This window comes from Companilactobacillus sp. HBUAS56275, assembly GCF_036913655.1.
Classification (GTDB): Bacteria; Bacillota; Bacilli; order Lactobacillales; family Lactobacillaceae; genus Companilactobacillus; species Companilactobacillus pullicola.
In genome coordinates this window covers 123,811-147,205 of sequence record NZ_JAYKKK010000003.1, presented here as the reverse complement: position 1 = coordinate 147,205, position 23,395 = coordinate 123,811, and the positions used below count along the sequence as shown (strand labels likewise).

Here is a 23,395-nt window from a genome sequence, read left to right as displayed (position 1 = left end):
TTTGATGGCGGCTGGCAAGTATCTTAACGAAAAGAAAATGCCTCCACAGGTGATTGCCGCCAAAACGGTGGATGGAATTGTTTTGGCAAACATGTCTAACAAATCAAAACTAGACCAAACTAATTCGGATCGTTTGAACCAATTGTTGATCTTATCGAGATCTGAAGGATACAAGTGGTCGTCAGTTGGTCCAGATTCTTTCTAAATGCTTAAAAATAACAGTATCTATTTGGAATATATAATCTCTTTAATTAGAGGATTGTGGTTCGTTAATAGGTACTGTTTTTATATGTAAAAAATTATTTGAGCGTAATACTTTACACATGAGATTTACAGTTGTAAACTTATTTTGTTGAGAAGATTACAAATGTAAACCTAAAAGGAAGTGGCGATATGAAAGAAATAGAAGCTATGAGTAAAGCCGAATGGCAAGTAATGAGGATTATCTGGACATTGGGAGAGGCAACTAGTAAAGAAGTTATCGATATTCTTGAACGAAAGACTGATTGGAAATCTGCCACGATTAAAACTCTGATTGTTCGTTTACAGAAGAAAAACTTTTTGAAAGCTGATGAAACTAAACGTCCATATGTATATAAGCCATTGATAGATGAGGACTTGGCAATTCATCAGAGTGTTAATAATTTATTCGATAGTCTTTGTTGCATGCGTAAGGGAGAAGCAATTAAGGACTTAGTACAAAACTCTGAGATTTCTCAAAGCGATATTTCTGACATTGTTGAAGCCTTGAGTATTAAGGCCAAAACAGCTCCAGAGAAAGTCAAATGTAACTGTTTGGAGGCAAACTTATCATGAAAGATATGAATGGAATGAAAATGGATGATCACGATCATTCAAAGATGGATATGTCTGGAATGGACATGTCCAATAGCCACATGATGATGCACGGTGGTCACATGATGGATATGGGGGACTTGAGAAAGAAATTTTGGATCTCGCTTGTTTTGGCAATACCAGTATTTGTATTATCACCATTCATGGGTTTAAATTTACCTTTCCAAGTTCAATTTCCTGGATCTGATTGGATCGTGTTGGTTTTAGCAACAATTCTTTATTTCTACGGTGGGAAGCCATTTATTACTGGTGCTAAAGGAGAATTGCAAGAGAAGAAGCCAGCGATGATGACCTTGATCACAATGGGTATCAGCGTTGCTTATATTTATAGTTTGTATGCATTTGTGATGAACGATTTAATTCATTCGTCACAACATATAATGGATTTTTTCTGGGAACTTTCATCATTGATCGTGATCATGCTATTAGGTCACTGGATCGAAATGAAATCTACCATGAATGCAGGTAATGCTTTACAGAAAATTGCCTCATTAGTTCCCGATAAAGTTCATATGGTTCATGAGGAAAAAACAATGGATCACGATATTTCAATGGTTAAAGATGGAGACATCGTTGAAATTCGTGCCGGTGAATCAGTACCATTAGACGGCCATATCATTAGTGGTTCCAGTTATATCAATGAATCTCTAATTACTGGTGAATCAAAAGCTGTTAAAAAAGAAGTTGGTAGTAAAGTTGTCGGTGGCTCAATCAATGGAGAGGGTACAATTCGTGTAAAAGTTGATAAGGCCGCCAACGAGGGCTACTTGTCACAGATCAGTAAACTAGTATCGGATGCACAAAATAATCGTTCTAAGACGCAATTACTAGCCGACAGAGTATCAGGTTGGTTATTCTATGCAGCTTTGACAGTCGGAATTATTGCCTTCGTTTATTGGCTGATTTTTGGTGATATGAACACAGCCTTGAATAGATTAGTAACTGTTCTAGTTATTGCCTGTCCACATGCTTTGGGATTAGCAATTCCTCTAGTTATGTCACGTAGCACATCAATTGCTGCTACAAACGGTTTGATCATTCGTGACAATCAAGCAATGGAAAATAGTCGAAAGATTGATTACATTGCTATGGATAAAACAGGAACTCTGACTGAGGGTAAGTTTACTGTTAATGGATTAAAGAGTATTGATTCAACGATTGATGATGATAAATTACTTTCAATTATTGCAGGGATTGAAAGTGGATCTAGTCATCCTATTGCTAATAGTATTGTTCAATATGCTAAAGATAAAAAGATTGAGATAGCTAACTTTGACGATGTTCAAGCAATCAAGGGCTATGGTATGAGTGGAAATTTGGATAGTCACAAATATTATTTAGTCAATATGAAGTATCTAAAAAATGAAAATATTCCAGTTGATAACAAATTAGTTCAAACATATTTAGACAAGGGAAATACAATCAGTTACTTAGTGGCAGATAAAAAAGTTCTTGGATTTGTTGCCTTAGGTGATCGTATTAAGAAGAATACAATTGAATTCATCAAAGAATTGAAATCTAGAAATATTACACCAATTATGCTAACTGGTGATAATAAAAATGCAGCTGCAATTATGGCTAAGCAGATGGGCATCGATGAGTTCAGAGCTGAATTGTTGCCAGAAGATAAAAATAAAGTGATTAAACAATTAGAATTATCTGGTCACCATGTCATGATGGTCGGAGATGGAATTAATGATGCTCCAAGTCTTGCTGCAGCAACGATTGGTGTCGCTATTGGTGCCGGAACAGATGTAGCAATCGATTCTGCGGATGTGATTTTATACAATAGTGATCCGTTCGATATTATCAAATTCTTGAAACTTTCTCATCATACTTATAAAAAGACGGTTGAGAATCTCTGGTGGGGAGCTGGCTATAATATTGTCGCTATTCCACTTGCTGCCGGGATTTTAGCTGGAATTGGATTCATATTGAGCCCAGCAGTTGGAGCCATTGTTATGTCGCTTTCCACAGTAGTTGTTGCTGTCAATGCACTAACGTTAAAGATGTAATTTGAAATAGTTATAAGACATTTCGTCACTAATTCACAATATTTGAAATTCAAATTATGGAATAAAAATTATATAATATTGAATTACAAATAGCCAAAATATTGAAAATATTTGTATATGAAGCTACACTATGTGTGATATGAAATAGGTGGTGACGAAAGATGGCAACTATCTCTTTCCACTTGGATGATTTTGATGAAAAGGTGATTCGCAATTATGCTAAATCGAAAGATATGAGTCTTTCATCTTTTCTTCGCTCAGTAGCTATTGAAAAAATAGAAGATGACATTGACGATGAACTTTACGAGCAATCACTTCAAAATTCCAAGAATGAATGTCAAGATGTTACATTAGACGATTTGAAAAAAGCAATGAGTCGATATTACTAATAAAAAATTTAAATAGAATAATTCTGTATTAAAATAGGTAGCAAGTCCACATTTGTGGATTTGCTACCTATTTTTTATGGATAATAGTAGGATTATTATTTGTAATAAGGCAAATCAAGAAAGGTAATGATAAACTCAGTACCTTGACCAACTTGTGATTTTACATCAATTGTGTGACCGAGTTTATCGATCATCTTTTTAACTAAATATAGTCCCATACCGGTAGATTTACTACCTGATTGACGACCATTGCTACCAGTAAATCCTTTGTTGTAAACACGGCTGATATCTTGATTGGCAATACCAATACCATTGTCTTTGATATGCAATTCGATATTATTATTTTTATTCGTAGTGAAGATAGAGATTTTTCCACCACGATCGGTGTATTTCAAACTGTTGGCGACAATTTGGTTAATAATGAAGCTTAACCATTTTTCATCCGTTAAAATTTTCTTGTCGGTAATATCCAAATTGATACCGATACGTTTGTTGATGAAAAGGCGTTTATTGGTTCGAATAGAGGCTTTTACAATATTATTGAGGTCTTGTTCCTGAATCAAATAATCATTGGAAAAATTATTTAAACGAGCAAAGTAGAGCGCTTGATCTACCAAGTAATCAATCTGATCTATTTCTTCATCAATAAGGTTTTTGTCTAGCTCGTCATCCTGAGAAAGTTTTAAGGCAGCTAGGGGAACTTTGATATCGTGAACCCAGGATTCGGTGTATTCACGTTGGTCCTTTTGATTCTGATAGAGTTCGGTTAATTCGTTGCGGTATTCTAAAGAAATATTGTTGATCTTACTTTGAATGTATTTCTGCTCATTGTTACTTGCCCCAACGAGTTCTTTAGAAAGATCCTCTTGGTAGCTTTCTAATTGCTTATACCATGCCTTCTTATGGTTATAAGAAATTGATAAATTTACTACTAAAAAGACCATTGCCAAAATCCAAGTGTAGACTAATGTTCCCGGATAAAAGTCGACGTTAGGATCAAGAAAGAGAACTATTTCGACAAAGGTAACACCAATCAATACGATTAAAATTGAATAGATGTGATCTTTTAAATATTTAAAAAATGTCATAATTTACCTCATTAAGGAATAATGTAGCCTTGACCAACTTTAGTAACAATATAATTTTTGAGTCCGTATTTCTCGATTTTGCCACGGAGACGGTTAATATTAACCGTTAAAGTATTATCATCAACGAAACGTTCATCGTCCCACATGAAGTTCAATAATTGTTCACGTGTAACAATTTTACCCTGATCTTTTAATAGACGTTGAAGTAGTTTATATTCGTTTTTTGAAAGATCGATTTTGTTATCATCAATTTCTACGGAGCCACTGGAAAGATTCAGTTTCAAGCCATTATGTTCGATTACATCGCTAGTACTTTTAGTGAAGTCATAGGTACGACGTAATAGTGCATTTATTTTAGCTACTAAAATATCAACTGAAAAAGGCTTTTCCACAAAATCGTCGGCACCCATGTTCATTGCCATGATTTGGTCCATGTTGGAATTACGGGACGAGATAATAATAATTGGAATCTTGGAGATCTTTCTGATTTCTTGGTTCCAGTAATAGCCATCGTAAACGGGTAGGTTAATATCTAGAAGAACTAAATCAGGTTTGTATTCATTGAATTGATCAATGATGTTGTTGAAATCTTTTGTGATATAAGAATTAATTTGCCATTTGGCAAGGTTCTCACTGATTAACTTGGAGATGGATTGATCATCCTCAATAATCATAATTTTAGCCATGTTAAAATTCCCTCCGTGCTAGAATGAAGACACTATGTATATAATATGATAACAATAATTATTTAATTATGGAGAAATTAAGTTGCAAATAATTGTAAAGAATATTTCAAAAGACTTTGGAAAGAAGCGAAACGCTGTTCATGCTATCAAAGATATTAGCTTGAAAGTGGAACATGGTGAATTTTTGGGAATCATGGGACCCTCTGGTGCTGGTAAAACGACTCTGTTAAATATGATTTCCACCAACGAACGTCCTGATCATGGTCAGGTAATTGTTGATGGACAAGATCTAACTCAGTTGCATGATCGAGAGCAGACTAGATACCGTCGTAACAAGATGGGATTTATCTATCAAAGTTTCGAACTGTTGGACTCGTTGAATGTTAAGGAAAATGTTATTTTACCGTTAGCCTTAAATCGTTCGAATAAGAGATTAATTGAAGAACGTTTTAATTATATGATGAATCTACTTAACATTGAAAAATTAAGTAGTCGTAACATTGATGAATTGTCGCTGGGACAACGTCAAATTGTGGCTGCCGCTAGGGCTTTGATCAATAGTCCTGAGATTCTATTTGCAGATGAGCCAACAGGAAGCTTGGATTCTAAATCGGCGACGATTTTATTGAATTATATGCAACTGGTAAAGGAACGAGAGAAAACAACTATTTTAATGGCTACGCATGATGCTTTCACAGCCAGTTATTGTAGTCGCGTAATTTTTATTAAAGATGGCGTAGTCTTTTCTGAAGTTGTTAATCCAGGTGATCGTGATAAATTTTTTGAACAGATAATTAACATGCAGCGGACAATCGGAGGGGGTAGCTATTTCAATGTATCGCAAGATAATTAAACGCAGTTTGTACAATATGCGTGATAGCTATTTAATTTACATCCTGGCTTGTGCTTTTGCCATTGGAGTCTTTGGAATTCTGATTTCTTTGGGGGATAATCCTTCAGTTAGATTGTCGTTACGATCTTGGAATAGTTTTATCTCTGATATAACTGTCATGATGAGTGGATTATTCGCTTTCTGTGCATTTGTCTATATGGTCTATGTTGGTGGTTTCTTTATTAAGCAACAACGAAATGAGTTTCGAACGTTTGAAAAATTAGGGATGCAACGCTGGGTCATCGTGACGCTTAGTTTTATTCAAACAGCAATCGTTCAAGCTTTTGCTTGGATAATCGGATTGTCAGGAACATTGATTTTTCAGAAGTTCATGGGGATGTCCTTGTTTTATCTGATGCAGTTAAGATTCAATTTCATAATGCATATCAGTTGGAACGATGTCTTTTTGCTAGCAAAGATGTTTTTCTTTTCGACATTGGTTTTGAGTATTATTAATGCGATTAAGGCATTTCGTATCCTACAAAAAAAGTCCAATAATCGTAAAATAAGGACGCGCTGGTGGCTAAGAATACCAGCCGGTATCTTTGGACTACTGTTACTATTTAGTGCCCAGATCTGTACAATTTCGTTGTTCTACGATATGCATACGATCAGTTACTCTTCAAAACCATTTACGGAAATTCTTTTCGTTATGATAGCTGATATTTTTGGAACTTATTTGGTTTATTTTGGATTCTTGCCAACAATTTTGAATACTCTGCAACGGATTCACTCGGTTTCTTATTCCGGAATCAATATGTTCTCATTTAAATATTTGAAGGAAAGACTTTTTCAAAATATTTCGATTCTGTGGTTTGTAACGGAGTTATCGGCGTTAGCTTTAATGTTATTAACTTTTTGTTACTTTGGTTATCAAGCAGTCCATCGTAACTATAATAGTGCTTATCCTTTTGAACTGGCAGCTGATGAAAATACGGTTGGCGTGATCAAGCAGGAATTAAAAGAGAGTAAAGCGCATATTAGAGGAGAGTATAAGACTGAAGTTAAAATCAATTTAGTTTCATACTATCGGAAAAGTAATCAAGAATATGTTCGACAGCCGATGACATTCATGTCATATAGCGACTATATGTCTTTGCCCAAGCGGATGAGAAAATGGAATAGTAAAATCAATTCGCGTGAATTCCTAAAAATTGATTATAACGGATCAATTTTTGATAATCGGCATTTTAAAGAACACGACATTGAGGTAAAGGATTCACCAATTATTTCCACTGTTAAAACGGGGAGTTCATTCCCATATGGTAGTTCGATGCATTTTGGACCGATGATGGTGGTGCCTGATAAGTATTATCAAAAGATGCCTGCTGAGGTCGAAGATACATTTTACGGCTGGGACTTTAAAAAGGGTGACCGTTTAAGTACTAAGCAATTACAAAAACTAGATAATTACCGTGATGCTTATTATATGAAAGTTGATTTCAAGAAAGCCTTGAATGATTCGACGATTGAAGTTTTGAAAAAGGATCCTCGAAATGGGGATTCCATTTATACTCAATCAGGCTTTCTAAGACAGGGTAATCTTAAGAAGAACTTTGTCCAAGGTGGCGGTTTTTATCTGTTCATTGTTTCTTTATTCAGTATCGCCTTATTGATTGCTTTGGGAAGTGTATTAACCTTGAGAATACTTTTACGGGATGATTATCAATCAAGGCAATTGCGGACCTTACAAAAAATCGGTGTCGAGGAAAGTGAAGTTAAACGAATTGTTCGTCGTGAAAATACCTTAACTTTCTTGATACCGTTGGTTTTTGCTTTAGCACAATCGGTTGCTGCAATTGCGATGTCTAATACTGGAAGGCATATTTCAAAGAATATTATTTTGATCTACGCCGGTTATGTCGTTTTATATGGGCTCTTCGGTTTAGTTAGTTTCAAAGTTTCCTGGCATGGGATCAAGCACAAATTTAGTCTTTGACGAGGAGATAACTTTTGGTGAAGAAACCGAAATCTTCTTCATTTGTTCCCTGAATTTGTGATTGAATCTCCAATTGCAAGTGCTTATTCCATTGTTTTATTTGATGAGTTTGGGTAAAAGTCTTAAGAATTAAATATTCTCTGGGACTATCCCTTTTTTGAAAGACAGCTGTTGAGGTAGAATTAAAGGAGTATTCATTGAGACTGAATAATTTATTTTCGAAGAGTTTGGCTTGATCTGGATTGAATTTCAGATATGTCAAGGAATAAAACTTGTTAAATTCTTCATAGTCTCCATTGATACTACGGTATTGCGCAAAAGTGGACAATTTTTTTATTAAAAGATGGTCTGCGTTCAGACTAAATAAGGGTTTTAATAAAGTATCAGCAGAAGTTTGCTGACTCTTTAAAAAATTATATGTGCCTAGCTTTAATGTTATGTTCATAATTATTGAAATCCTTTCAATTAAAATTTTTGGAGGTTTTCTATGTTAGTTACAGTTTTAGGTTTTTACGGAGGGTATCCTTATAAAGGAGTTGGTACTTCTGGATACTTATTGCAAAACGACGGCAAGAGTATGTTGATCGATTGTGGTAGCGGTGTTCTTAATGCACTAGCTAGCTACATGAAACCAACCGATTTAGACGCTGTTGTCTTATCCCATTATCACCATGATCATACAGCAGATGTAGGTGTCTTGCAGTATAATTGGCTCGCTGCTAAAAAAGAAAATCCACTACCTATTTATGGTCATACACAGGATTTTGTCAACTTTGCTCAATTGACAGAACCTAATGCAACTAAAGGAATCGCCTATAACGACTATGAGCCAACTGAGATTGGAAGCTTGAAGTTTGAATTTCTCAGAACAGTTCATCCAGTTCCAGCTTATGCGATGAGAATTACCGATAGTGATGGTAAGGTTATCGTTTATACAGCTGACACCACATATTTTGACGGTTTAGTCGACTTTAGTAAAGACGCAGATTTATTAATTGCGGATACTAATTTCCCAGATGATGTAACTGGACGTAAATGGCATCTGAATACTAAAGAGGCTGGTACGCTAGCTAAAGATGCAAACGTAAAACGTCTTATGATCAGTCATTTGCCTCAAACAGTTGATGTCGAGACAATGTTAACTCAATCACAAAAGTATGCAGGTGAAATCCCAGTTGTAAATGCTTTCCAAGGTCTAGAAATTGAAGTTTAATCGCATAGCAATAGGATTTGATTTTCAATGAAAGTACTATAAATTATAACTAATACAATAAATTAATCCACATTTATGTATTTTGTGAAAAAAATACGTAAAGGGCTATTTATCGGGTGCATGTTTTCACAATTTGGCAAAATTCGAACAAATATTCGTAAATTTTTATTGAAAAACTATGGATTTTATTAATGCAATAAGTTACAATATTATTGTGTTTAAAGAGTTTGATACTACACAGGAAAGGAGAGATTATATATGGTAACCATTTATACATCTCCAAGTTGCACATCATGTCGTAAGGCCAAGGCTTGGCTCGAAGAACATGACATTCCTTACAAAGAAAGAAACATTTACTCAGAACCTTTAAATAAGCAAGAAATTAAACAAGTTTTACAAATGACTGAGAACGGTACAGAAGAAATCATTTCAACACGTTCAAAGGCATTCCAAAACCTTAAAGTTAATTTGGACGATTTAACAATTGATCAATTGTTAGATTTAGTTCAAACAAACCCAGGTTTGTTAAAACGTCCTATTATTATGGATGATAAGCGTCTTCAAGTTGGTTTTAACGAGGACGAAATCAGAAGATTCTTGCCTAGAAGTGTTAGAACTATGGAACTTCAAAAGGCTCAATTAATGGCTGGATTATAAAATATAAGCAGATCACTTTCTTTTGGGGAGTGATCTTTTTTTGTAAGTAAAACCTTATAAAAGATTGATGGAACAGGTATTCACTTTTAGTGGATATCTGTTTTTTGTTTGTATTTATATTAACTAGCGTAGGTTAAGTATGCCCGTCGGTAGTAGAAAATCTGTGGGCCTGGAATGCGGTGGACACGGCTTGAAGCTAATAATTTTGCACTTCGCGCAAAATCATGGATCTCCAAGTCCGGTCTTCTACTAACCTTGCTTCGCAAGCTAAGTAGAATTTCACCGCTTAGGGCCCACAGATTTTCTACTACCGACTATATTTCTGGTTCTATTGTTATTGGTTAAGATTGCAGTATTTAAATATTTTTTGGTTCCATATAACAACAGGAGAAATTATGGAAAGAAATATATAAATATGTGGATATATGGGTATATCTGAGTCCATTCATTGGAATACTATTTTACTGTCTAACATATTAAGAAAGATATAAATAGAACAACACACTAGTTCGGAGCAACAGACTCGATTGGTCTCAGCGTCCAAAGCGTTCCAGACCAATCGGGGTTGTTGTGGAGGACGGAATCTTAGGTAAAATATTCACAACTAAAAAAATAAATTTATGTAAATTGAAAAAATATTTTAATAAGACTTGATATAATTTCTTGATAAAGAAATCGCTTTCAAGAAAGGCAAGACTATGTTGATTCTAAGGGGAATTTTAAACCGAAACCGAAATAGGACCTTTTGTATATTATCTTCAGCAGGAATATTTTTAGCGTGTAATTTGTGTGCGTTTAATGTGAATAATGTGCAGGCTGCGACTGATAATGATATGCAGAATCTTTTGAATCAAAATACTAATGTTTTATTAAATGAAAAAATTGCTACGCAAACTAATACGATAATGCCTATTGCAGCAACGTTTAGTTACAGTGGAGTTAATGGTACGGCTAGTTGGGATATTGATGATGAAGGAAAGTTAACGATTCATCCAGGTACTTTGGCCAATGGTCAGGGAAATTGGAAACCATATGCTGATTCTATTAAAAGTATTTATGTGGAACCGGGAGTGACTTCTACTAGTGATTACACCACTGGTAATGGTGGACTTTTTGCAGGATTAAAAAATGTCACTAAGATTGATGTTACCAATCTAGATGTATCAAGGGCACGTTCTCTGAGTAATTTTTTTTACGGAGATAGATCATTAATTGAAATTATCGGGCTAGATACATGGGATACGTCATCAGTTGGTGCAATGAATAATATGTTTGAAAGTGACAGCTCACTGAAAAATTTGGATTTGTCTAACTTTGATACTAGTTCTACATCAAACTTTGATCGTATGTTTTGGGGATGTAGCTCATTAGAGTATTTAAACATAACCGGATTTAATACTAGCAAGGCTACATCGTTGAATAGTACTTTCGTTAGTGTTTCGGGAAAAATAATTGGTTTGAAGGACCTGGATTTGGGGAAGGTTACTTCCATGAATAGTGCTCTTTCAGGCGTAGATTTTACGAAGACTGATCCGAATGATATCTGTGATTGGGATGTTTCTAACGTCGAGGATATGTCGGGCTTGTTTAGAAGTAGTAATTTAAACGGACTTGATTTGAGTCAGTGGAATGTTAAAAGCGTCAAGAACATGTCAAATTTATTTTATCAGGCCCAAGGTGCTGTCTCACAGGTTAAAGGACTAAGTAATTGGGATGTCTCTGGTGTAACCGATATGAATTCAATGTTCTTTTCCGTAAATGATAGTGATTTGTCGATGATTGAAAATTGGGATGTTTCTAATGTGACGGGAATGTCTATGATGTTTTATAACTGTAAAAATTTAACTGGATTAGATTTATCACATTGGAGTACTGACAGTTTAAGTGGTGTGAATCAAATGTTTTATAACGATGCGTTGCTTAGTGAAGATAATTTAAAAGGGTATCAGACATTGGTTACTAAGAAAGTTGAATCTATGAATGGGATGTTTTCTGGAACCGGATTTAAAGTGATAGATTTATCGAAATATGATACTTCTAATGTAAAAGATTTTAGTTATCTATTTAGCAGTACTCGTAAATTAGAAAAAATTATTGGAAATTTCGATACCAGTTCATTAACCAATATGAACAATATGTTTGCTAATTCAGCGATTACTAATTTTGATGAGCTAAATATTGCTGATTGGAATACATCCAAAGTCACGGATATGGCAAGTACTTTTTTGGGAACGAAAATACTTGATTTTAATTTTCTTAAAGATTGGAATACCTCATCTGTAACTACTTTAAATTCGACATTTAGATCTGCTAAAGCAAAGACTATTCCCTTGGAAAAATGGGATGTTTCCAAAGTGGAAATATTTTACACGACTTTTCAGGGTGCTAGTGGATTAGAAAGTTTACCTATTGAGAATTGGGATGTTTCCAGTGCGACGACGATGTATGAAATGTTTTTTGAGGCGTCTTCTTTGAAAAAATTAGATTTTTCTAAATGGAATACCTCTAAGGTGACAAATTTTTATGCAATGCTGAATAAAATGTCTAATTTGGAAACTGTTGATCTCTCAGGATTAGATACTACTAATGCAACAAATATGGATTATTTCTTTGGACTAAACTATAATTTGTGGAAAATCACGCTTGGACCTAAATCTGTTATGAAGAATCTTCAAGGGGAGCCGACCGATGTCAGATTTCCAACTCCCGTTGCGGGCACACAAATTAATGATGCATCAACTTCAGAAACTTATAGTGCAATTAGTAACAAATGGCAAATAGTAGATTATGCCAGTGGTGGTTCTGATCATGAGCCGGTAGGGGATTTAATGTCAGCAAAAGAGATCGTTGAACAATTCTCTAATGTGGGCAATCCAGTTACGACTTATGTTTGGCAGCAACAGCCAATTATCAATATCAAAATGCAAGTACCTGATATCGATTTTGGATCGATTAATCTTTCCTCACAGGTATTTCATCGGAAAAATAAGAATTTTGCTATAGCGATTGATAATAATAATTATCCCTCCGGTGGTGTAAAATCAACGATTGCAGTGTCCATGGATAAACCTCTAACCACTAGTAGTGGAGATATTTTGAATAACACTTTAATTTATCGTGAAAAGGGTCAAGGAAAACAGATCTTATCTGAAAAGCCAACTCAAATTTATGATGATGTGCTTCCTGATGGTACTAGCTCAATTAATTGGGATGAGGATAGTGGAATATTATTAGATATGGGGAATGAACTGTATGCAAAGAGTGGAAGTTACTCTACGACCTTAAATTGGACCTTGACCAACAGTATCTAAGTCATTATTTTTGACTAGTATTTCGAGGTTTAGTATATTATTTTAATGACTAAATTATCGGTATATGATAGTTGAAATAGTTTATAAGACTGTTAGAATGTAGATACAGAATTGAGGTGACTATGATGGAGATGGATCGACTTAATGAGAATACAATCAGAGTCATTCTTAGTACGGAAGATTTACAAGAACGTGGCGTAACTGTTTTAGATTTGTTAGGCAACAAGAAGCAAATCGAATCGTTCTTTTACAGTATTTTGGATGAAGTTGATAAGGATCATGTTTTTACAAATAATGAACCGGTTACTTTCCAAATAATGCCAAACAAAGAAGGTTTGGAGTTACTGATCAGTAAGAGTGATGATTCTGAAGGTACAGATTCATTGCCATTAGATGGGCTACAAGGTTCAGTCGTTAATAATGATGATGATACTAACGAGGCAAAGATGGGCACTGAAGAATATGATAGTGAAACAGCACCATATTTGAATGACCCAGACACACCTACGAAGACGATTATTGTTGAATTTAAGGACTTTGAGGACTATGTCCAATTGGCTGATTTGTTACACTTAGAAAGCGGAATTTCAAATCTTTGGGAATATGACAATAAATATTACTTGCAATTGATTCTGTTTACAGATGAGATGCATGAAATGACTTATAGTGATGTTTTGGCTTTACTTAGTGAGTATAGCTTTAAGACAAAGGTTACAGCAGCTGTCTTGTCAGAATATGGTAAGGAAATCATGTCGAAGACGGCACTGGAGTTAACTAGATATTATTTTGATAAATAAAACCAATCCGTGAAGGATTGGCTTTTTTTTGCGTAATTTTTACTAGAGGTGATGAAATTGTATGCTGCTTTAGACAAATCAGGCCTACTAGTATATGCACTGAAAGCCGATAAGAATAATGAGTATTATTGTTGTCGCTGTAAACAAAAAGTTAAATTGATCACCACAGCGTCCAGAGTTTATTTTCGGCATAAAAATAAATGTGATAATTCAATAAATGAGCGCTTGATTCATCAAAAAGGTAAAAAATTAATCTTGGATGAATTGAGTAAACTGAAGCCGCAATTTTTAGAAGAGGAAACTTACTTATCGAGAATAAAACAACGCCCAGATATTCTAGTGAATAAGAATTTTGCAGTTGAATATCAATGTGCAAAAATAAACATCAATCTTTTGAGTAAACGAGTTAAAGGATATCGAATAGCAGGAATAAAAAATATTTGGATTTTAGGTGGTCACTACTTAAAGAGACGGTTGGGGCGAGAACACCTTAAATTCATCACTTATAATAAAACTTGGAAATTTTATTTATTAATGCTAGATTCACAACAGGAAAGATTGACACTCTTTTATAATATTGAATTCATTGGACCGTTCAACACTTTGACATATCAAAAAAAGATATTTGCGAGGGATGAATTTTGGAAAATATTCATATTTCGTCCTAAAGAAATATCGAAATTGGAAGTTACTCTCAGTGAACGTTGGTTAAATAAAATTAGAAGAAAAAGTGATTCAGATTCACAGAAACTTAAATTGAATTTTTATAATACTTATAAGATCACAGTAGAAGACTACCTCAAAGAGGCAATTTTTGAAGCCGAATTTCCTATTTTTGCTACACCGGCTTGGCAGAGATATTGTGGTCAAGTCCCTAAAAGATTAAAGCAACCGTTGCTAAAAAAATAGCTACTAGAAACCAATCGGCATCTAGTAGCTATTTTTATGTAAAGTTATTTTCTAAATCTATCTAAGCTGATAACGGTTCCTGAAGTGGAAACATTACTAACGACATCTTGTTGGGGAAGTTCACGTTCTAACATCATATTGATGTTGTTGGTGATATCTTCCTGAGAAGTGGATTCTCCGAAGTTGTTGATCATTACGCCGGGTTTTTCTTCATCTTCACAATCAAAAATTACCGCAGTTGGGGCCTTTTGAATGTGCATTTCCATCGACAATTGTTGATCACGTTTTAATCCTTGGATGACACATTGACTTTCTTTGTCAGTCATGATGGATTTATAATCAAGCCCACTATTGTTAATTACACGTCTGATAGTGTTATCATCAAAGGGATTATTTAAAATATTTACTTGTTCTTGAAGATTCATTAAAAAGTTACGTGCTTTTTTATTACCTTGACAAGAAGCTGCCTTGTAAAGTTTGGCTGCCTCGATGACATCTTGGGACGCACAAGTGCGCTCTTTCATATCGGTAATCTTGAAACCTTTTAATTGAACATAATCATTAATTGTTGCCATATTATAGTTCGTTACAAAGTGATATTGTGTGTCAATATCGTGTTTTCTGGTGAAATCAATAATTGCTTGCTCCACTTTTAAACAATACGAACATAATGGATTAATATATAAGAATACTTCCCACATTATGTTTCCCTCCATCTCTATTGCAATGTCATTCTACCAACATTTTTAAAAAAGGTAAAATTTTAAACTCAAAGATTGGTAATATTTATAATTAGATGAATCTTTTACGAAACTACGATATATTTATATTAAAGCGAGGTTACTATGTCAGAAATCAAATGGAATGAATTTTTGATACCTTATTCACAGGCAGTTGATGAACTAAAAATAAAATTTAGAAATTTACGTAAAGAATTTCTCGAAAAAAATGAGCATTCACCTATTGAATTTGTAACGGGACGTGTTAAAACAGTCGATAGTATTAAAGAAAAAATGCGTCGCCGGTTTATTTCAGAGGAATTATTGAAACAAGATATGCAGGATATCGCAGGAATAAGAATCCAGTGTCAGTTTGTAGAAGATATTTATGACGTGGCCAAATTGCTTCATATTCGTGAGGATATGCGAGTGGTCGAAGAACGTGACTATATTGCAAACAGTAAGCCAAGCGGGTATCGCTCATACCATGTAGTAATTGAGTATCCTATTCAAACAGCTAATGGTCAAATTAATATTCTTGCTGAAATTCAGATCAGAACATTGGCGATGAATTTCTGGTCAACAATTGAGCATTCGTTAAATTACAAATACAAAGGCGATTTCCCAGAAGAGATCAATGAACGATTGAAACGAGCAGCTGAGGCTTCCTTCATGTTGGATGAGGAAATGTCTAAGATACGTGAAGAAATTCAGGATGCTCAGCAATACTTTACAGATCGAAAACGGGATTTGAATGGCCCAACGGAGCAAAATAAAAAATGAAATTATGGATTAATAATAACAATAAAGAACAGTCAGTTGAAGCCGCCAATAAGTTACGTAGCAAATTGCTAGATGCCGGCTTAATCTTGGATCGTCGAAATCCGCAGTTGGTTATCAGTGTGGGTGGGGATGGAACTCTTTTGAGTACCTTTCACGCTTATGCAGCACATTTAGATCGAGTGAAATTCCTAGCGCTACATACTGGTCATTTAGGCTTTTATTCCGATTGGACTGATACGGAAATTGATGAGTTGGCTAAACGGATCATTGAATGTCAGGATAATATTCCATCAACTAGCTACCCGGTTTTGGATGTCGTAGTCGAAAACAAAGAGGGCTCACTCTTTCATGGAATAGCTATTAACGAGACCGTTGTCAGACGACTTTCTTCTTTAACGATGAAAGCCAGAGTTGATCTAGATAAGGAATTTTTTGAAAGTTTTCGTGGGGATGGACTCTGCTTTTCCACTCCAACTGGATCAACAGCTTATTCTAAATCGGTTGGTGGGGCCTTGATTCACCCTAAAATCAGTGTTTTTCAAATGATTGAAATAGCCTCGATCAATAACCGTGTCTATCGGACAATCTCTTCACCAATTATCATTCCTCATAATCAGCAAGTTGACCTTTATCCACAGACAGCTGATGATTATGTTATCAGTTGTGACGGGATTACAACTAAGCTCAAAAATGTTAAGAAGATAACAATTAAACTTAACTATCAACGAGCTCAATTTGCCCAATATCGTCATCGACACTTCTGGACTAGAGTAGAGACTGCCTTTTTAGCACAGAATGAAAAAAAATAATCGTTTCTTAAAATTTGTGATTAATCATCATGACAAGAAAACCATCCGTAAATTTCTCGTGCAACATAAATTCTCCTCTAGTCAGTTGCATAATTTGAAGAATAAAGGTGGACAAATTTTTGTTAATCACAAGCAACGTCATTTTAATTTCCAATTGCATGATGGAGATGAAATGTTGATCGTCCTCAATTCTGAAGAACCATCTGATTTGATAAAACCAATGACTGGTCCTGTGGATATTATATTTGAGGACGATTATTTATTAGTAGTCAATAAGCCACCAGGGATAGCTAGTCTTCCTGCTAAAGCTCGTGATAGTAAAACTATGGCCAATTTGGTTAAGGCTTACCTGATCTCTAAAAAGGAGAACAGTACGATTCATTTGGTGACACGTCTAGATCGTGATACTTCGGGACTAATGGTTTTTGCTAAAACATCGTACGCTCATTCACTGTTAGACCAAATTCTTCACACCGAGAATTTTCAAAAGTTTTATTTAGCGATGATTTATGGACACGTCGAGCCCAAAGAAGGATTAATCGACTTACCAATAGGAATCGATCCCAAAGCCTTTTATAAACGAGCAATTGATCATCGAACAGGGAAGAATTCACAGACAATTTATAAAACGGTGGAAGATTATGCCACGGGTAGTTTATTGGAATTAAAGCTATTAACAGGTCGGACTCATCAAATCCGTGTACATCTATCCGCAATTGGTCATCCTATTATTGGCGATGATATGTATAGCCAAAAAATTGATCCCCGAATCAATCGTCAGGCGTTACATTGTTATAATTTGCAAATCGTCCATCCAGTAACCAAAGAGTTATTAAATTTAAAGGCGCCTTTACCTCAGGATATGGTAATCTTAAAGAGTGTGTTAAGGGGTGAGAGAAATGGATGAAAATGAAAAGAGACTGCAAGAAAGATTTGAACAGTTAAAACGGTACCTCGATAGTAATGATAAGAAAAGGTTTCGAAAAACCTATCTTGATATGCATTTTTACGATCAAAGTACGTTCTATCTCACTTTAAATAAGGAAGAACGAACAACACTCTATTCCATCTTGGAACCAGATGAAATGGGGGATATGTTCGATACCATTGAAGATGACAATCCAGCCATTCCAGAATTGTTGAAAGAAATGGATTTAGATTATGCTTCTAAGATGCTAAACGACATGTATGATGATAATGCTGCCGATGTCTTGGAGCATTTAGATAAAGTTGATGTTGACCGATTCTTAGAACAAATGCCTAAGAATGATGCCAATAATCTACGTGGCTTGTTGCATTATGATACTGAAACTGCCGGTGGTATTATGACCACAGACTACGTTCAGTTCCATGAAGAAGAAACAGCTGCCAGTGCAATTAGGGCATTGAAAAAATTTGCGGAAACGGCGGAGACAATTTATTATCTATATATTTTAGATAGTCACGATGACTTAGTCGGTGTAATGTCGTTACGTGATTTAATTATGTTAAATGATAACGACACTTTGGGTAATCACATGAATAGTGACGTTATAACGGTCAATGTCGATGCAGAACAGGCTGAAGTAGCCCAAGTCTTCAGAGATTATGAATTTCTAGCTGTTCCAGTTGTCGATCATTCAAATAAGTTGGTTGGTATCGTTACGGTTGATGATGTAATTGAAGTTATTGATGATGAAGCTCAACAAGACTACTCTGGTTTGGCCGGTGTTAGTATGGATGAAGCTAATAATGATGGACCTTTCAAGGCTGCTTTCAAACGTTTGCCTTGGTTGATCACTTTGTTATTACTGAGTATGATCACGGCTACTTTAATCAACCATTTTGAAGGTTTGTTGGCAGAAGCTAGTATTTTGGCTGTCTTTATTTCTACTATTACAGGTACTGCCGGTAACGCCGGTACACAAAGTTTGGCTGTGGCAGTTAGAAGATTAGCGGTTGAAGAAATTAATCGTCATGAATTTTTGAAATTGATTGGTAAGGAATTGATCACCGGTTTTGTTACGGGATTAGTAACAGGGATATCGGTTTGCTTACTAGTAGGAATTTGGAAACATAATTTTGTTTTAGGAATGGTAATTGGTTTAGCCATGTGTGCCGCTATAACGGTTGCTAACTTGGCAGGTAGTTTGATACCAATGCTGATGTCCAGCTTTGGATTTGATCCAGCTGTTGCCAGTGGACCATTTATCTCAACTTTGAGTGATTTGACCAGTGTATTGATTTACTTCAGTATTGCTGGAATGTTTATGCAATATTTCGTCAAAGCTTGAATAATTCAATACTTTGAAATAAATTATTTTTTAGCTTCAAATCAAAAAGGGTGTTCATATCAACTGAGCTTAATCAGTTGGTATGAACACCCTTTTTACTAGTTATAAAATTTTTATTTGAGCTTAGTTATTAACTCCGTCAATAACCTTTGTTCCATGAACTTCTTTGACACCTAATTTTTTAGCAATATCGTCACAATTTTGATAATTAACGCCACCACCAGGTAAAATAGCAATTCTACCAGCAGCGTAGTCAACGTATTCTTTAATCTTGTCGACTGTTTGGTCAATTGGTGTAGTCAAGGGTCCACCGTGAGTGAGGATACGGTCAACGTCATGTTCAACTAGCCAATCAATAACAGGTTTCTTGTTATCTTCTGCTAAAGCGTCAAAGGCCATGTGGAAAACAATTTGCATACCTGATGAGGCAGCAATTAATTGCTCCATTGCTTCTTCATCTAAATCGCCATCCTCAGTTAATGCACCAAAAGTTACAGCGTCAACGCCAAGTTTTTGAGCTTGGAAGAGGTCAGCTTCCATCATTTTAATTTCTAGGTCGTTATAAACGAAATTTCCGCCACGAGGACGAATCATTTCTACGACGGGAATAGATTTTTCTTGAAGATATTTTGTGCTTTCTTGTAGAACACCTAAACTTACTGTGGTTCCACCAACAGCTAAATTGTCATTCAATTCAATTCTGTTAGCACCTTTTAACACAGCTTTAGGAATATTGGTAAAATTTTCAACAGCAACTTCTTTATAAATAATAATCAACTCCCTTATTTTTTTAAAATAAAATCCCGATCAATTATAATACAATCGATCGAGATTAAACTAGTATGTAAAATTAAGCCATCAATGCTTTAGAACCAAAGTAAGCAATTACGATAATAGCTAAGATGATTCTGTACCAACCAAAGGCCTTGAAGTCATTACGTTTGATGTAATCGAGCAAGAATTTGATTGAAGCATAAGCAACGATAAATGATACTAAAGTACCAACAAGAAGAATTATCGTTTGATCACCAGTAAAGGTATTACCATGTTTGAAATACTTAAATATTTTCAAAAGACTGGCACCAAACATTGTTGGAATAGCTAAGAAGAAAGAAAATTCTGTAGCGACGAATCTAGAAGTACCAACGGTCATACCACCCAAAATAGTTGCACCGGAACGTGAAGTACCAGGAACTAATGAAAGAACTTGGAAGAGTCCAATTTCAAGAGCGGTTTTGTAAGATAGACTGTCCAGATCGGCCGTTTGTGGATCTTTGTTTTTAAGCCAATTCTCAACAACGATGAATAAAATACCATAAATTAGTAGGGTAGCTGAGATAACTTGCCAGCTAGTAAGATGTTTATCCATCCAGTCGTTTAGTGGAAGTCCGATAATTACGGAAGGTAAGATAGCGACAATAACTTTAAACCAGATACTCCAAGTTTGTTTCTTTTCTACAGTGTTTTTCTTAGGTGAGAAAGGATTCAACTTGTGGAAGTAGATGAGGATAACGGCTAAGATCGCCCCGAATTGAATAACTACCATGAACATGTTGATGAAAGCTGTGGGTTCGTTTAACTTAACGAATTCATCAGCCAAGTACAAATGTCCGGTTGAACTGATAGGTAGAAATTCAGTGAAACCTTCAATAATACCAAGGATAACGGTTTTAATGATTTCAATGAACATAATAATTAATTATTCTCCTGACTAAATTTGGAACTAAATAAAGTGTACACATACACACTCAGGAATGGAAATATTATTTTCCAAACTAGTCAAAATTCCTTTTTTCTCATTTCTCTTAAAGATAGTGATGTTATCTGAATCTTGGTTGGCAGCAATCAAGTATTTTTCAGAAGGATCTAGATCAAAGTCTCTTGGTCCTTTACCATCTGATGAAGTTGTGTTGATCTTCTTGAGGCGGTCACCTTTTTCGTTAACAGCAAATAGGGCGATAGTGTCTGCTCCACGTGTAGATGCATAAAGGAACTCGCCATCTTTAGTGATGCGGATAGCTGCAGTAGTATTCTTTTGTTCATCCTTAGCAGCTTCAACTTCGTCAACTAAAGTTAAACCAGCAGTTTCGGCATCATATTCCATGACAAGAACTTTTGAGGATAATTCGCAAGCTACATAAACGTATGGTTTTGTTGGATTGAAGACTAAATGTCTTGGTGCATATCCAGCTGGTGCGATGTAATTATTCATCAATTTTGGATTTTTAGCATCAGAAATATCATAAATATAAATACGGTCAGCACCGTAATCACAAATAATCAATTTGCCATCAGGTGTAAGGCTACTGAAATGAGGCTTAGATTGATCTTGTTCAACACGAGGACCATGGCCTTCAAATTTAACCTCAGAATAGTGTTCAATCTTGCCATCGGCAGTTAGATGATCAATCTTAACTTTGCTCAAGTGGAAGTAAGCACTAAAAATCAAATTACGACTGGCATCGAATTTAACATATGATGGAGAAGTTTCTTCTGAGAAGTCTTCATCCAATAATTTAGGTTCGTCACCTTTGATATCGTAAACAACGATACCGCCACGATCGTCTTTTTTAGCTAGAGCAATCAATTTTAAGTCATTTGTTACATCAATATATGTGGGACCATTTAATTCAACTAGGACTTTAGGTGTGGATAATTCACCGTTATCGGAATTGAATTCGGCTGAGTAAACACCTTTACCAGCTTTTTTTGTATAACCACTAAAGAGAACCTTTTCAAACATTACAAAAACCTCCAAACATTGTATAGTATATAGTATATTCTTAATAGAAAAGTTTTGGGGAGTACTTTATGAAAGAAACGCCGGAAAAAAGAAAAAGTTGGTTCTACCAATGGTTTTTGAATAACCAATTGACGGTGATTTTGCTTAATATTTTCTTAGTATTTTTGATAATTTATTTTTTTTCAAAAATAAGGTTTGTTTTCAATCCGCTTAGTCAAATTCTAGGAATTACAATGCCACCAGTTATATTAGCATTGGTATTGTATTATTTGATCAATCCTTTGATCAATGTTTTAGAGAGCAAGTTTCATGTTAATCGAATTATTTCGATCACCTTTGTTTTTATCATTATTTTGGCATTATTGATTTGGGGCGTTATGTCCCTGATTCCATTTGTTCAAGATCAAATTGATTCTTTGGTTAAGAATTGGCCACAGTATTGGGATTCACTTAATAAAAGTTTGCAGAATCTGTTTTCTGATCCTAAATTACATATAGTTAGGGAACGATTAGTACAGACGAATGCTAGCATTACTAAGAGTTTTGAAAAATCAATGGATCAAATTCTACCACAGACTGTTAACAATATCGGTTCAGCCGTTAGTGTTTTGACGAATGTCGTTGTTATCATAATGACAGCACCATTCATCTTGTTCTTTATGTTAAAGGACAATCGTAAGTTTAAAGAGTCAATTGTGAAAGTCATGCCTAATCGTATTAAAAAGTCAGTTGGCGATATGCTTTCGGAGATCAGTCAATCACTAAGTTCTTATATAACTGGTCAATTGACAGTTGCCTTTTGGGTAGCGGTAATGTTCTTTGTTGGTTATCTGATCATTGGTCAACGATATGCTTTGGTACTAGGTATTGTTGCCGGTATTTTGAATTTAATTCCTTATATCGGTTCAACGTTGGCTTTAGTTCCTTCGTTGGTTATTGCGGCATTTATCGCACCGTCAATGGTTTTAAAAGTTTTAATTGTCTTTGTAGTGGAACAGACTATTGAAACACGTGTCATTTCGCCAATAATTGTTGGTAATAAGATGCAGATGCATCCTGTCACAACTATCTTAGTTTTATTAGTATCCGCTGGGATGTACGGTTTAGTGGGAATGGTTGCCGGTATTCCTATTTTTGCCATTTTAAAAATTATTTTTACACGTTTCTTTAATTGGTTTAAACGTAATTCGAGTTGGTATGACGATGATGATCTTGTGGAGAACAACAAGGTCGTTGAAGCAAATAATGAAAAAGAATCTCAAAAAGATCACAAATAATTCATTTTTTTGTTGTCTAGACCGGACATGTCGTATATAA

22 protein-coding genes are annotated in these 23,395 nt (G+C 35.1%); 15 read left to right on the top strand and 7 right to left on the bottom strand.

Annotated features, from left to right (window positions below; genetic code table 11):
• Positions 1 to 393: 393 nt before the first annotated feature.
• The 3 genes from U8526_RS07220 to relB all read left to right on the top strand — a co-directional run bounded on the left by U8526_RS07220 (position 394) and on the right by relB (position 3,259).
• Positions 394 to 816: a CopY/TcrY family copper transport repressor gene (locus U8526_RS07220; protein ID WP_334341283.1), complete on the top strand. Its 423-nt coding sequence runs from the start codon at positions 394 to 396 to the stop codon at positions 814 to 816.
• A complete protein-coding gene (locus U8526_RS07215) occupies positions 813 to 2,870 on the top strand; it encodes a heavy metal translocating P-type ATPase (protein ID WP_334341282.1) in 2,058 nt (685 codons plus the stop codon). Before U8526_RS07220 ends, U8526_RS07215 begins: the two co-directional genes overlap by 4 nt.
• 161 nt (positions 2,871 to 3,031) lie before the next feature.
• Positions 3,032 to 3,259 (top strand): type II toxin-antitoxin system RelB family antitoxin, encoded by a 228-nt coding sequence (gene relB / locus U8526_RS07210; protein WP_334341281.1) that lies wholly within the window; start codon positions 3,032 to 3,034, stop codon positions 3,257 to 3,259.
• A 95-nt stretch (positions 3,260 to 3,354) separates the two neighbouring features.
• Here the strand turns inward: relB and U8526_RS07205 are convergent, their stop codons facing one another.
• Entirely contained in the window at positions 3,355 to 4,347 is a 993-nt protein-coding gene (locus U8526_RS07205) for a sensor histidine kinase (RefSeq protein WP_334341280.1), read from the bottom strand.
• A gap of 11 nt (positions 4,348 to 4,358) precedes the next feature.
• Complete coding sequence (locus U8526_RS07200) at positions 4,359 to 5,033, bottom strand: response regulator transcription factor (RefSeq protein ID WP_334341279.1); 675 nt, start codon at positions 5,031 to 5,033, stop codon at positions 4,359 to 4,361.
• Between the two features lie 76 nt (positions 5,034 to 5,109).
• On the opposite strand from U8526_RS07200, the gene U8526_RS07195 reads away from it, so the two are divergent.
• Both U8526_RS07195 and U8526_RS07190 read left to right on the top strand, forming a co-directional pair.
• Complete coding sequence (locus tag U8526_RS07195) at positions 5,110 to 5,886, top strand: ABC transporter ATP-binding protein (RefSeq protein WP_334341536.1); 777 nt, start codon at positions 5,110 to 5,112, stop codon at positions 5,884 to 5,886.
• Entirely contained in the window at positions 5,867 to 7,864 is a 1,998-nt protein-coding gene (locus tag U8526_RS07190) for an ABC transporter permease (RefSeq protein WP_334341278.1), read from the top strand. Before U8526_RS07195 ends, U8526_RS07190 begins: the two co-directional genes overlap by 20 nt.
• Here U8526_RS07190 and U8526_RS07185 read toward each other — a convergent pair.
• Positions 7,854 to 8,309, bottom strand: a complete 456-nt coding sequence (locus U8526_RS07185) for a hypothetical protein (RefSeq protein ID WP_334341277.1) — start codon at positions 8,307 to 8,309, stop codon at positions 7,854 to 7,856. The two genes, U8526_RS07190 and U8526_RS07185, sit on opposite strands and share 11 nt — an antisense overlap.
• A gap of 42 nt (positions 8,310 to 8,351) precedes the next feature.
• On the opposite strand from U8526_RS07185, the gene U8526_RS07180 reads away from it, so the two are divergent.
• The 5 genes from U8526_RS07180 (at position 8,352) to U8526_RS07160 (ending at position 14,751) form a co-directional block, all read left to right on the top strand.
• On the top strand, positions 8,352 to 9,077 hold the full coding sequence (locus tag U8526_RS07180; protein WP_334341276.1) for an MBL fold metallo-hydrolase: 726 nt from the start codon (positions 8,352 to 8,354) through the stop codon (positions 9,075 to 9,077).
• Positions 9,078 to 9,335: 258 nt separating this feature from the next.
• Positions 9,336 to 9,734: a transcriptional regulator SpxA gene (gene spxA, locus U8526_RS07175; RefSeq protein ID WP_334341275.1), complete on the top strand. Its 399-nt coding sequence runs from the start codon at positions 9,336 to 9,338 to the stop codon at positions 9,732 to 9,734.
• 800 nt (positions 9,735 to 10,534) lie between these two features.
• The gene (locus U8526_RS07170; protein WP_334341274.1) at positions 10,535 to 13,045 is read left to right on the top strand and encodes a BspA family leucine-rich repeat surface protein; all 2,511 of its coding nucleotides are present in this window, start codon (positions 10,535 to 10,537) and stop codon (positions 13,043 to 13,045) included.
• Between the two features lie 125 nt (positions 13,046 to 13,170).
• Entirely contained in the window at positions 13,171 to 13,842 is a 672-nt protein-coding gene (locus U8526_RS07165) for an adaptor protein MecA (RefSeq protein ID WP_334341535.1), read from the top strand.
• Between the two features lie 51 nt (positions 13,843 to 13,893).
• Entirely contained in the window at positions 13,894 to 14,751 is an 858-nt protein-coding gene (locus U8526_RS07160) for a competence protein CoiA family protein (RefSeq protein WP_334341273.1), read from the top strand.
• A 44-nt stretch (positions 14,752 to 14,795) separates the two neighbouring features.
• Here the strand turns inward: U8526_RS07160 and U8526_RS07155 are convergent, their stop codons facing one another.
• Positions 14,796 to 15,452, bottom strand: a complete 657-nt coding sequence (locus U8526_RS07155) for a DsbA family protein (protein WP_334341272.1) — start codon at positions 15,450 to 15,452, stop codon at positions 14,796 to 14,798.
• A 144-nt stretch (positions 15,453 to 15,596) separates the two neighbouring features.
• Between U8526_RS07155 and U8526_RS07150 the strand changes: the two genes are divergently transcribed.
• The 4 genes from U8526_RS07150 to mgtE are packed head-to-tail and all read left to right on the top strand — an operon-like array spanning position 15,597 to position 19,335.
• The gene (locus tag U8526_RS07150; protein ID WP_334341271.1) at positions 15,597 to 16,253 is read left to right on the top strand and encodes a GTP pyrophosphokinase; all 657 of its coding nucleotides are present in this window, start codon (positions 15,597 to 15,599) and stop codon (positions 16,251 to 16,253) included.
• Complete coding sequence (locus tag U8526_RS07145; RefSeq protein ID WP_334341270.1) at positions 16,250 to 17,062, top strand: NAD kinase; 813 nt, start codon at positions 16,250 to 16,252, stop codon at positions 17,060 to 17,062. Before U8526_RS07150 ends, U8526_RS07145 begins: the two co-directional genes overlap by 4 nt.
• Positions 17,049 to 17,969, top strand: coding sequence for an RluA family pseudouridine synthase (locus U8526_RS07140; protein WP_334341269.1), 921 nt, complete (start codon positions 17,049 to 17,051; stop codon positions 17,967 to 17,969). Before U8526_RS07145 ends, U8526_RS07140 begins: the two co-directional genes overlap by 14 nt.
• A complete protein-coding gene (gene mgtE / locus U8526_RS07135) occupies positions 17,962 to 19,335 on the top strand; it encodes a magnesium transporter (RefSeq protein WP_334341268.1) in 1,374 nt (457 codons plus the stop codon). Before U8526_RS07140 ends, mgtE begins: the two co-directional genes overlap by 8 nt.
• A 123-nt stretch (positions 19,336 to 19,458) precedes the next feature.
• On the opposite strand, the gene U8526_RS07130 is transcribed toward mgtE, so the two are convergent.
• The 3 genes from U8526_RS07130 to U8526_RS07120 all read right to left on the bottom strand — a co-directional run bounded on the left by U8526_RS07130 (position 19,459) and on the right by U8526_RS07120 (position 22,078).
• The gene (locus U8526_RS07130; RefSeq protein ID WP_334341534.1) at positions 19,459 to 20,103 is read right to left on the bottom strand and encodes a copper homeostasis protein CutC; all 645 of its coding nucleotides are present in this window, start codon (positions 20,101 to 20,103) and stop codon (positions 19,459 to 19,461) included.
• An 82-nt stretch (positions 20,104 to 20,185) separates the two neighbouring features.
• Positions 20,186 to 21,025, bottom strand: a complete 840-nt coding sequence (locus tag U8526_RS07125; RefSeq protein ID WP_334341267.1) for an undecaprenyl-diphosphate phosphatase — start codon at positions 21,023 to 21,025, stop codon at positions 20,186 to 20,188.
• 33 nt (positions 21,026 to 21,058) lie between these two features.
• A complete protein-coding gene (locus U8526_RS07120; protein WP_334341266.1) occupies positions 21,059 to 22,078 on the bottom strand; it encodes a lactonase family protein in 1,020 nt (339 codons plus the stop codon).
• Positions 22,079 to 22,146: 68 nt separating this feature from the next.
• On the opposite strand from U8526_RS07120, the gene U8526_RS07115 reads away from it, so the two are divergent.
• Entirely contained in the window at positions 22,147 to 23,355 is a 1,209-nt protein-coding gene (locus U8526_RS07115) for an AI-2E family transporter (RefSeq protein WP_334341265.1), read from the top strand.
• The last annotated feature ends 40 nt before the right edge of the window (positions 23,356 to 23,395 follow it).

Coding starts and splice junctions, on each gene's coding strand:
- U8526_RS07220 (WP_334341283.1), top strand. CDS start 394: ATGAAAGAAATAGAAGCTATGAGTAAAGCCGAATGGCAAGTAATGAGG.
- U8526_RS07215 (WP_334341282.1), top strand. CDS start 813: ATGAAAGATATGAATGGAATGAAAATGGATGATCACGATCATTCAAAG.
- relB (WP_334341281.1), top strand. CDS start 3,032: ATGGCAACTATCTCTTTCCACTTGGATGATTTTGATGAAAAGGTGATT.
- U8526_RS07205 (WP_334341280.1), bottom strand. CDS start 4,347: ATGACATTTTTTAAATATTTAAAAGATCACATCTATTCAATTTTAATC.
- U8526_RS07200 (WP_334341279.1), bottom strand. CDS start 5,033: ATGGCTAAAATTATGATTATTGAGGATGATCAATCCATCTCCAAGTTA.
- U8526_RS07190 (WP_334341278.1), top strand. CDS start 5,867: ATGTATCGCAAGATAATTAAACGCAGTTTGTACAATATGCGTGATAGC.
- U8526_RS07185 (WP_334341277.1), bottom strand. CDS start 8,309: ATGAACATAACATTAAAGCTAGGCACATATAATTTTTTAAAGAGTCAG.
- U8526_RS07180 (WP_334341276.1), top strand. CDS start 8,352: ATGTTAGTTACAGTTTTAGGTTTTTACGGAGGGTATCCTTATAAAGGA.
- spxA (WP_334341275.1), top strand. CDS start 9,336: ATGGTAACCATTTATACATCTCCAAGTTGCACATCATGTCGTAAGGCC.
- U8526_RS07165 (WP_334341535.1), top strand. CDS start 13,171: ATGGAGATGGATCGACTTAATGAGAATACAATCAGAGTCATTCTTAGT.
- U8526_RS07160 (WP_334341273.1), top strand. CDS start 13,894: ATGAAATTGTATGCTGCTTTAGACAAATCAGGCCTACTAGTATATGCA.
- U8526_RS07155 (WP_334341272.1), bottom strand. CDS start 15,452: ATGTGGGAAGTATTCTTATATATTAATCCATTATGTTCGTATTGTTTA.
- U8526_RS07150 (WP_334341271.1), top strand. CDS start 15,597: ATGTCAGAAATCAAATGGAATGAATTTTTGATACCTTATTCACAGGCA.
- U8526_RS07145 (WP_334341270.1), top strand. CDS start 16,250: ATGAAATTATGGATTAATAATAACAATAAAGAACAGTCAGTTGAAGCC.
- U8526_RS07140 (WP_334341269.1), top strand. CDS start 17,049: ATGAAAAAAAATAATCGTTTCTTAAAATTTGTGATTAATCATCATGAC.
- mgtE (WP_334341268.1), top strand. CDS start 17,962: ATGGATGAAAATGAAAAGAGACTGCAAGAAAGATTTGAACAGTTAAAA.
- U8526_RS07125 (WP_334341267.1), bottom strand. CDS start 21,025: ATGTTCATTGAAATCATTAAAACCGTTATCCTTGGTATTATTGAAGGT.
- U8526_RS07120 (WP_334341266.1), bottom strand. CDS start 22,078: ATGTTTGAAAAGGTTCTCTTTAGTGGTTATACAAAAAAAGCTGGTAAA.
- U8526_RS07115 (WP_334341265.1), top strand. CDS start 22,147: ATGAAAGAAACGCCGGAAAAAAGAAAAAGTTGGTTCTACCAATGGTTT.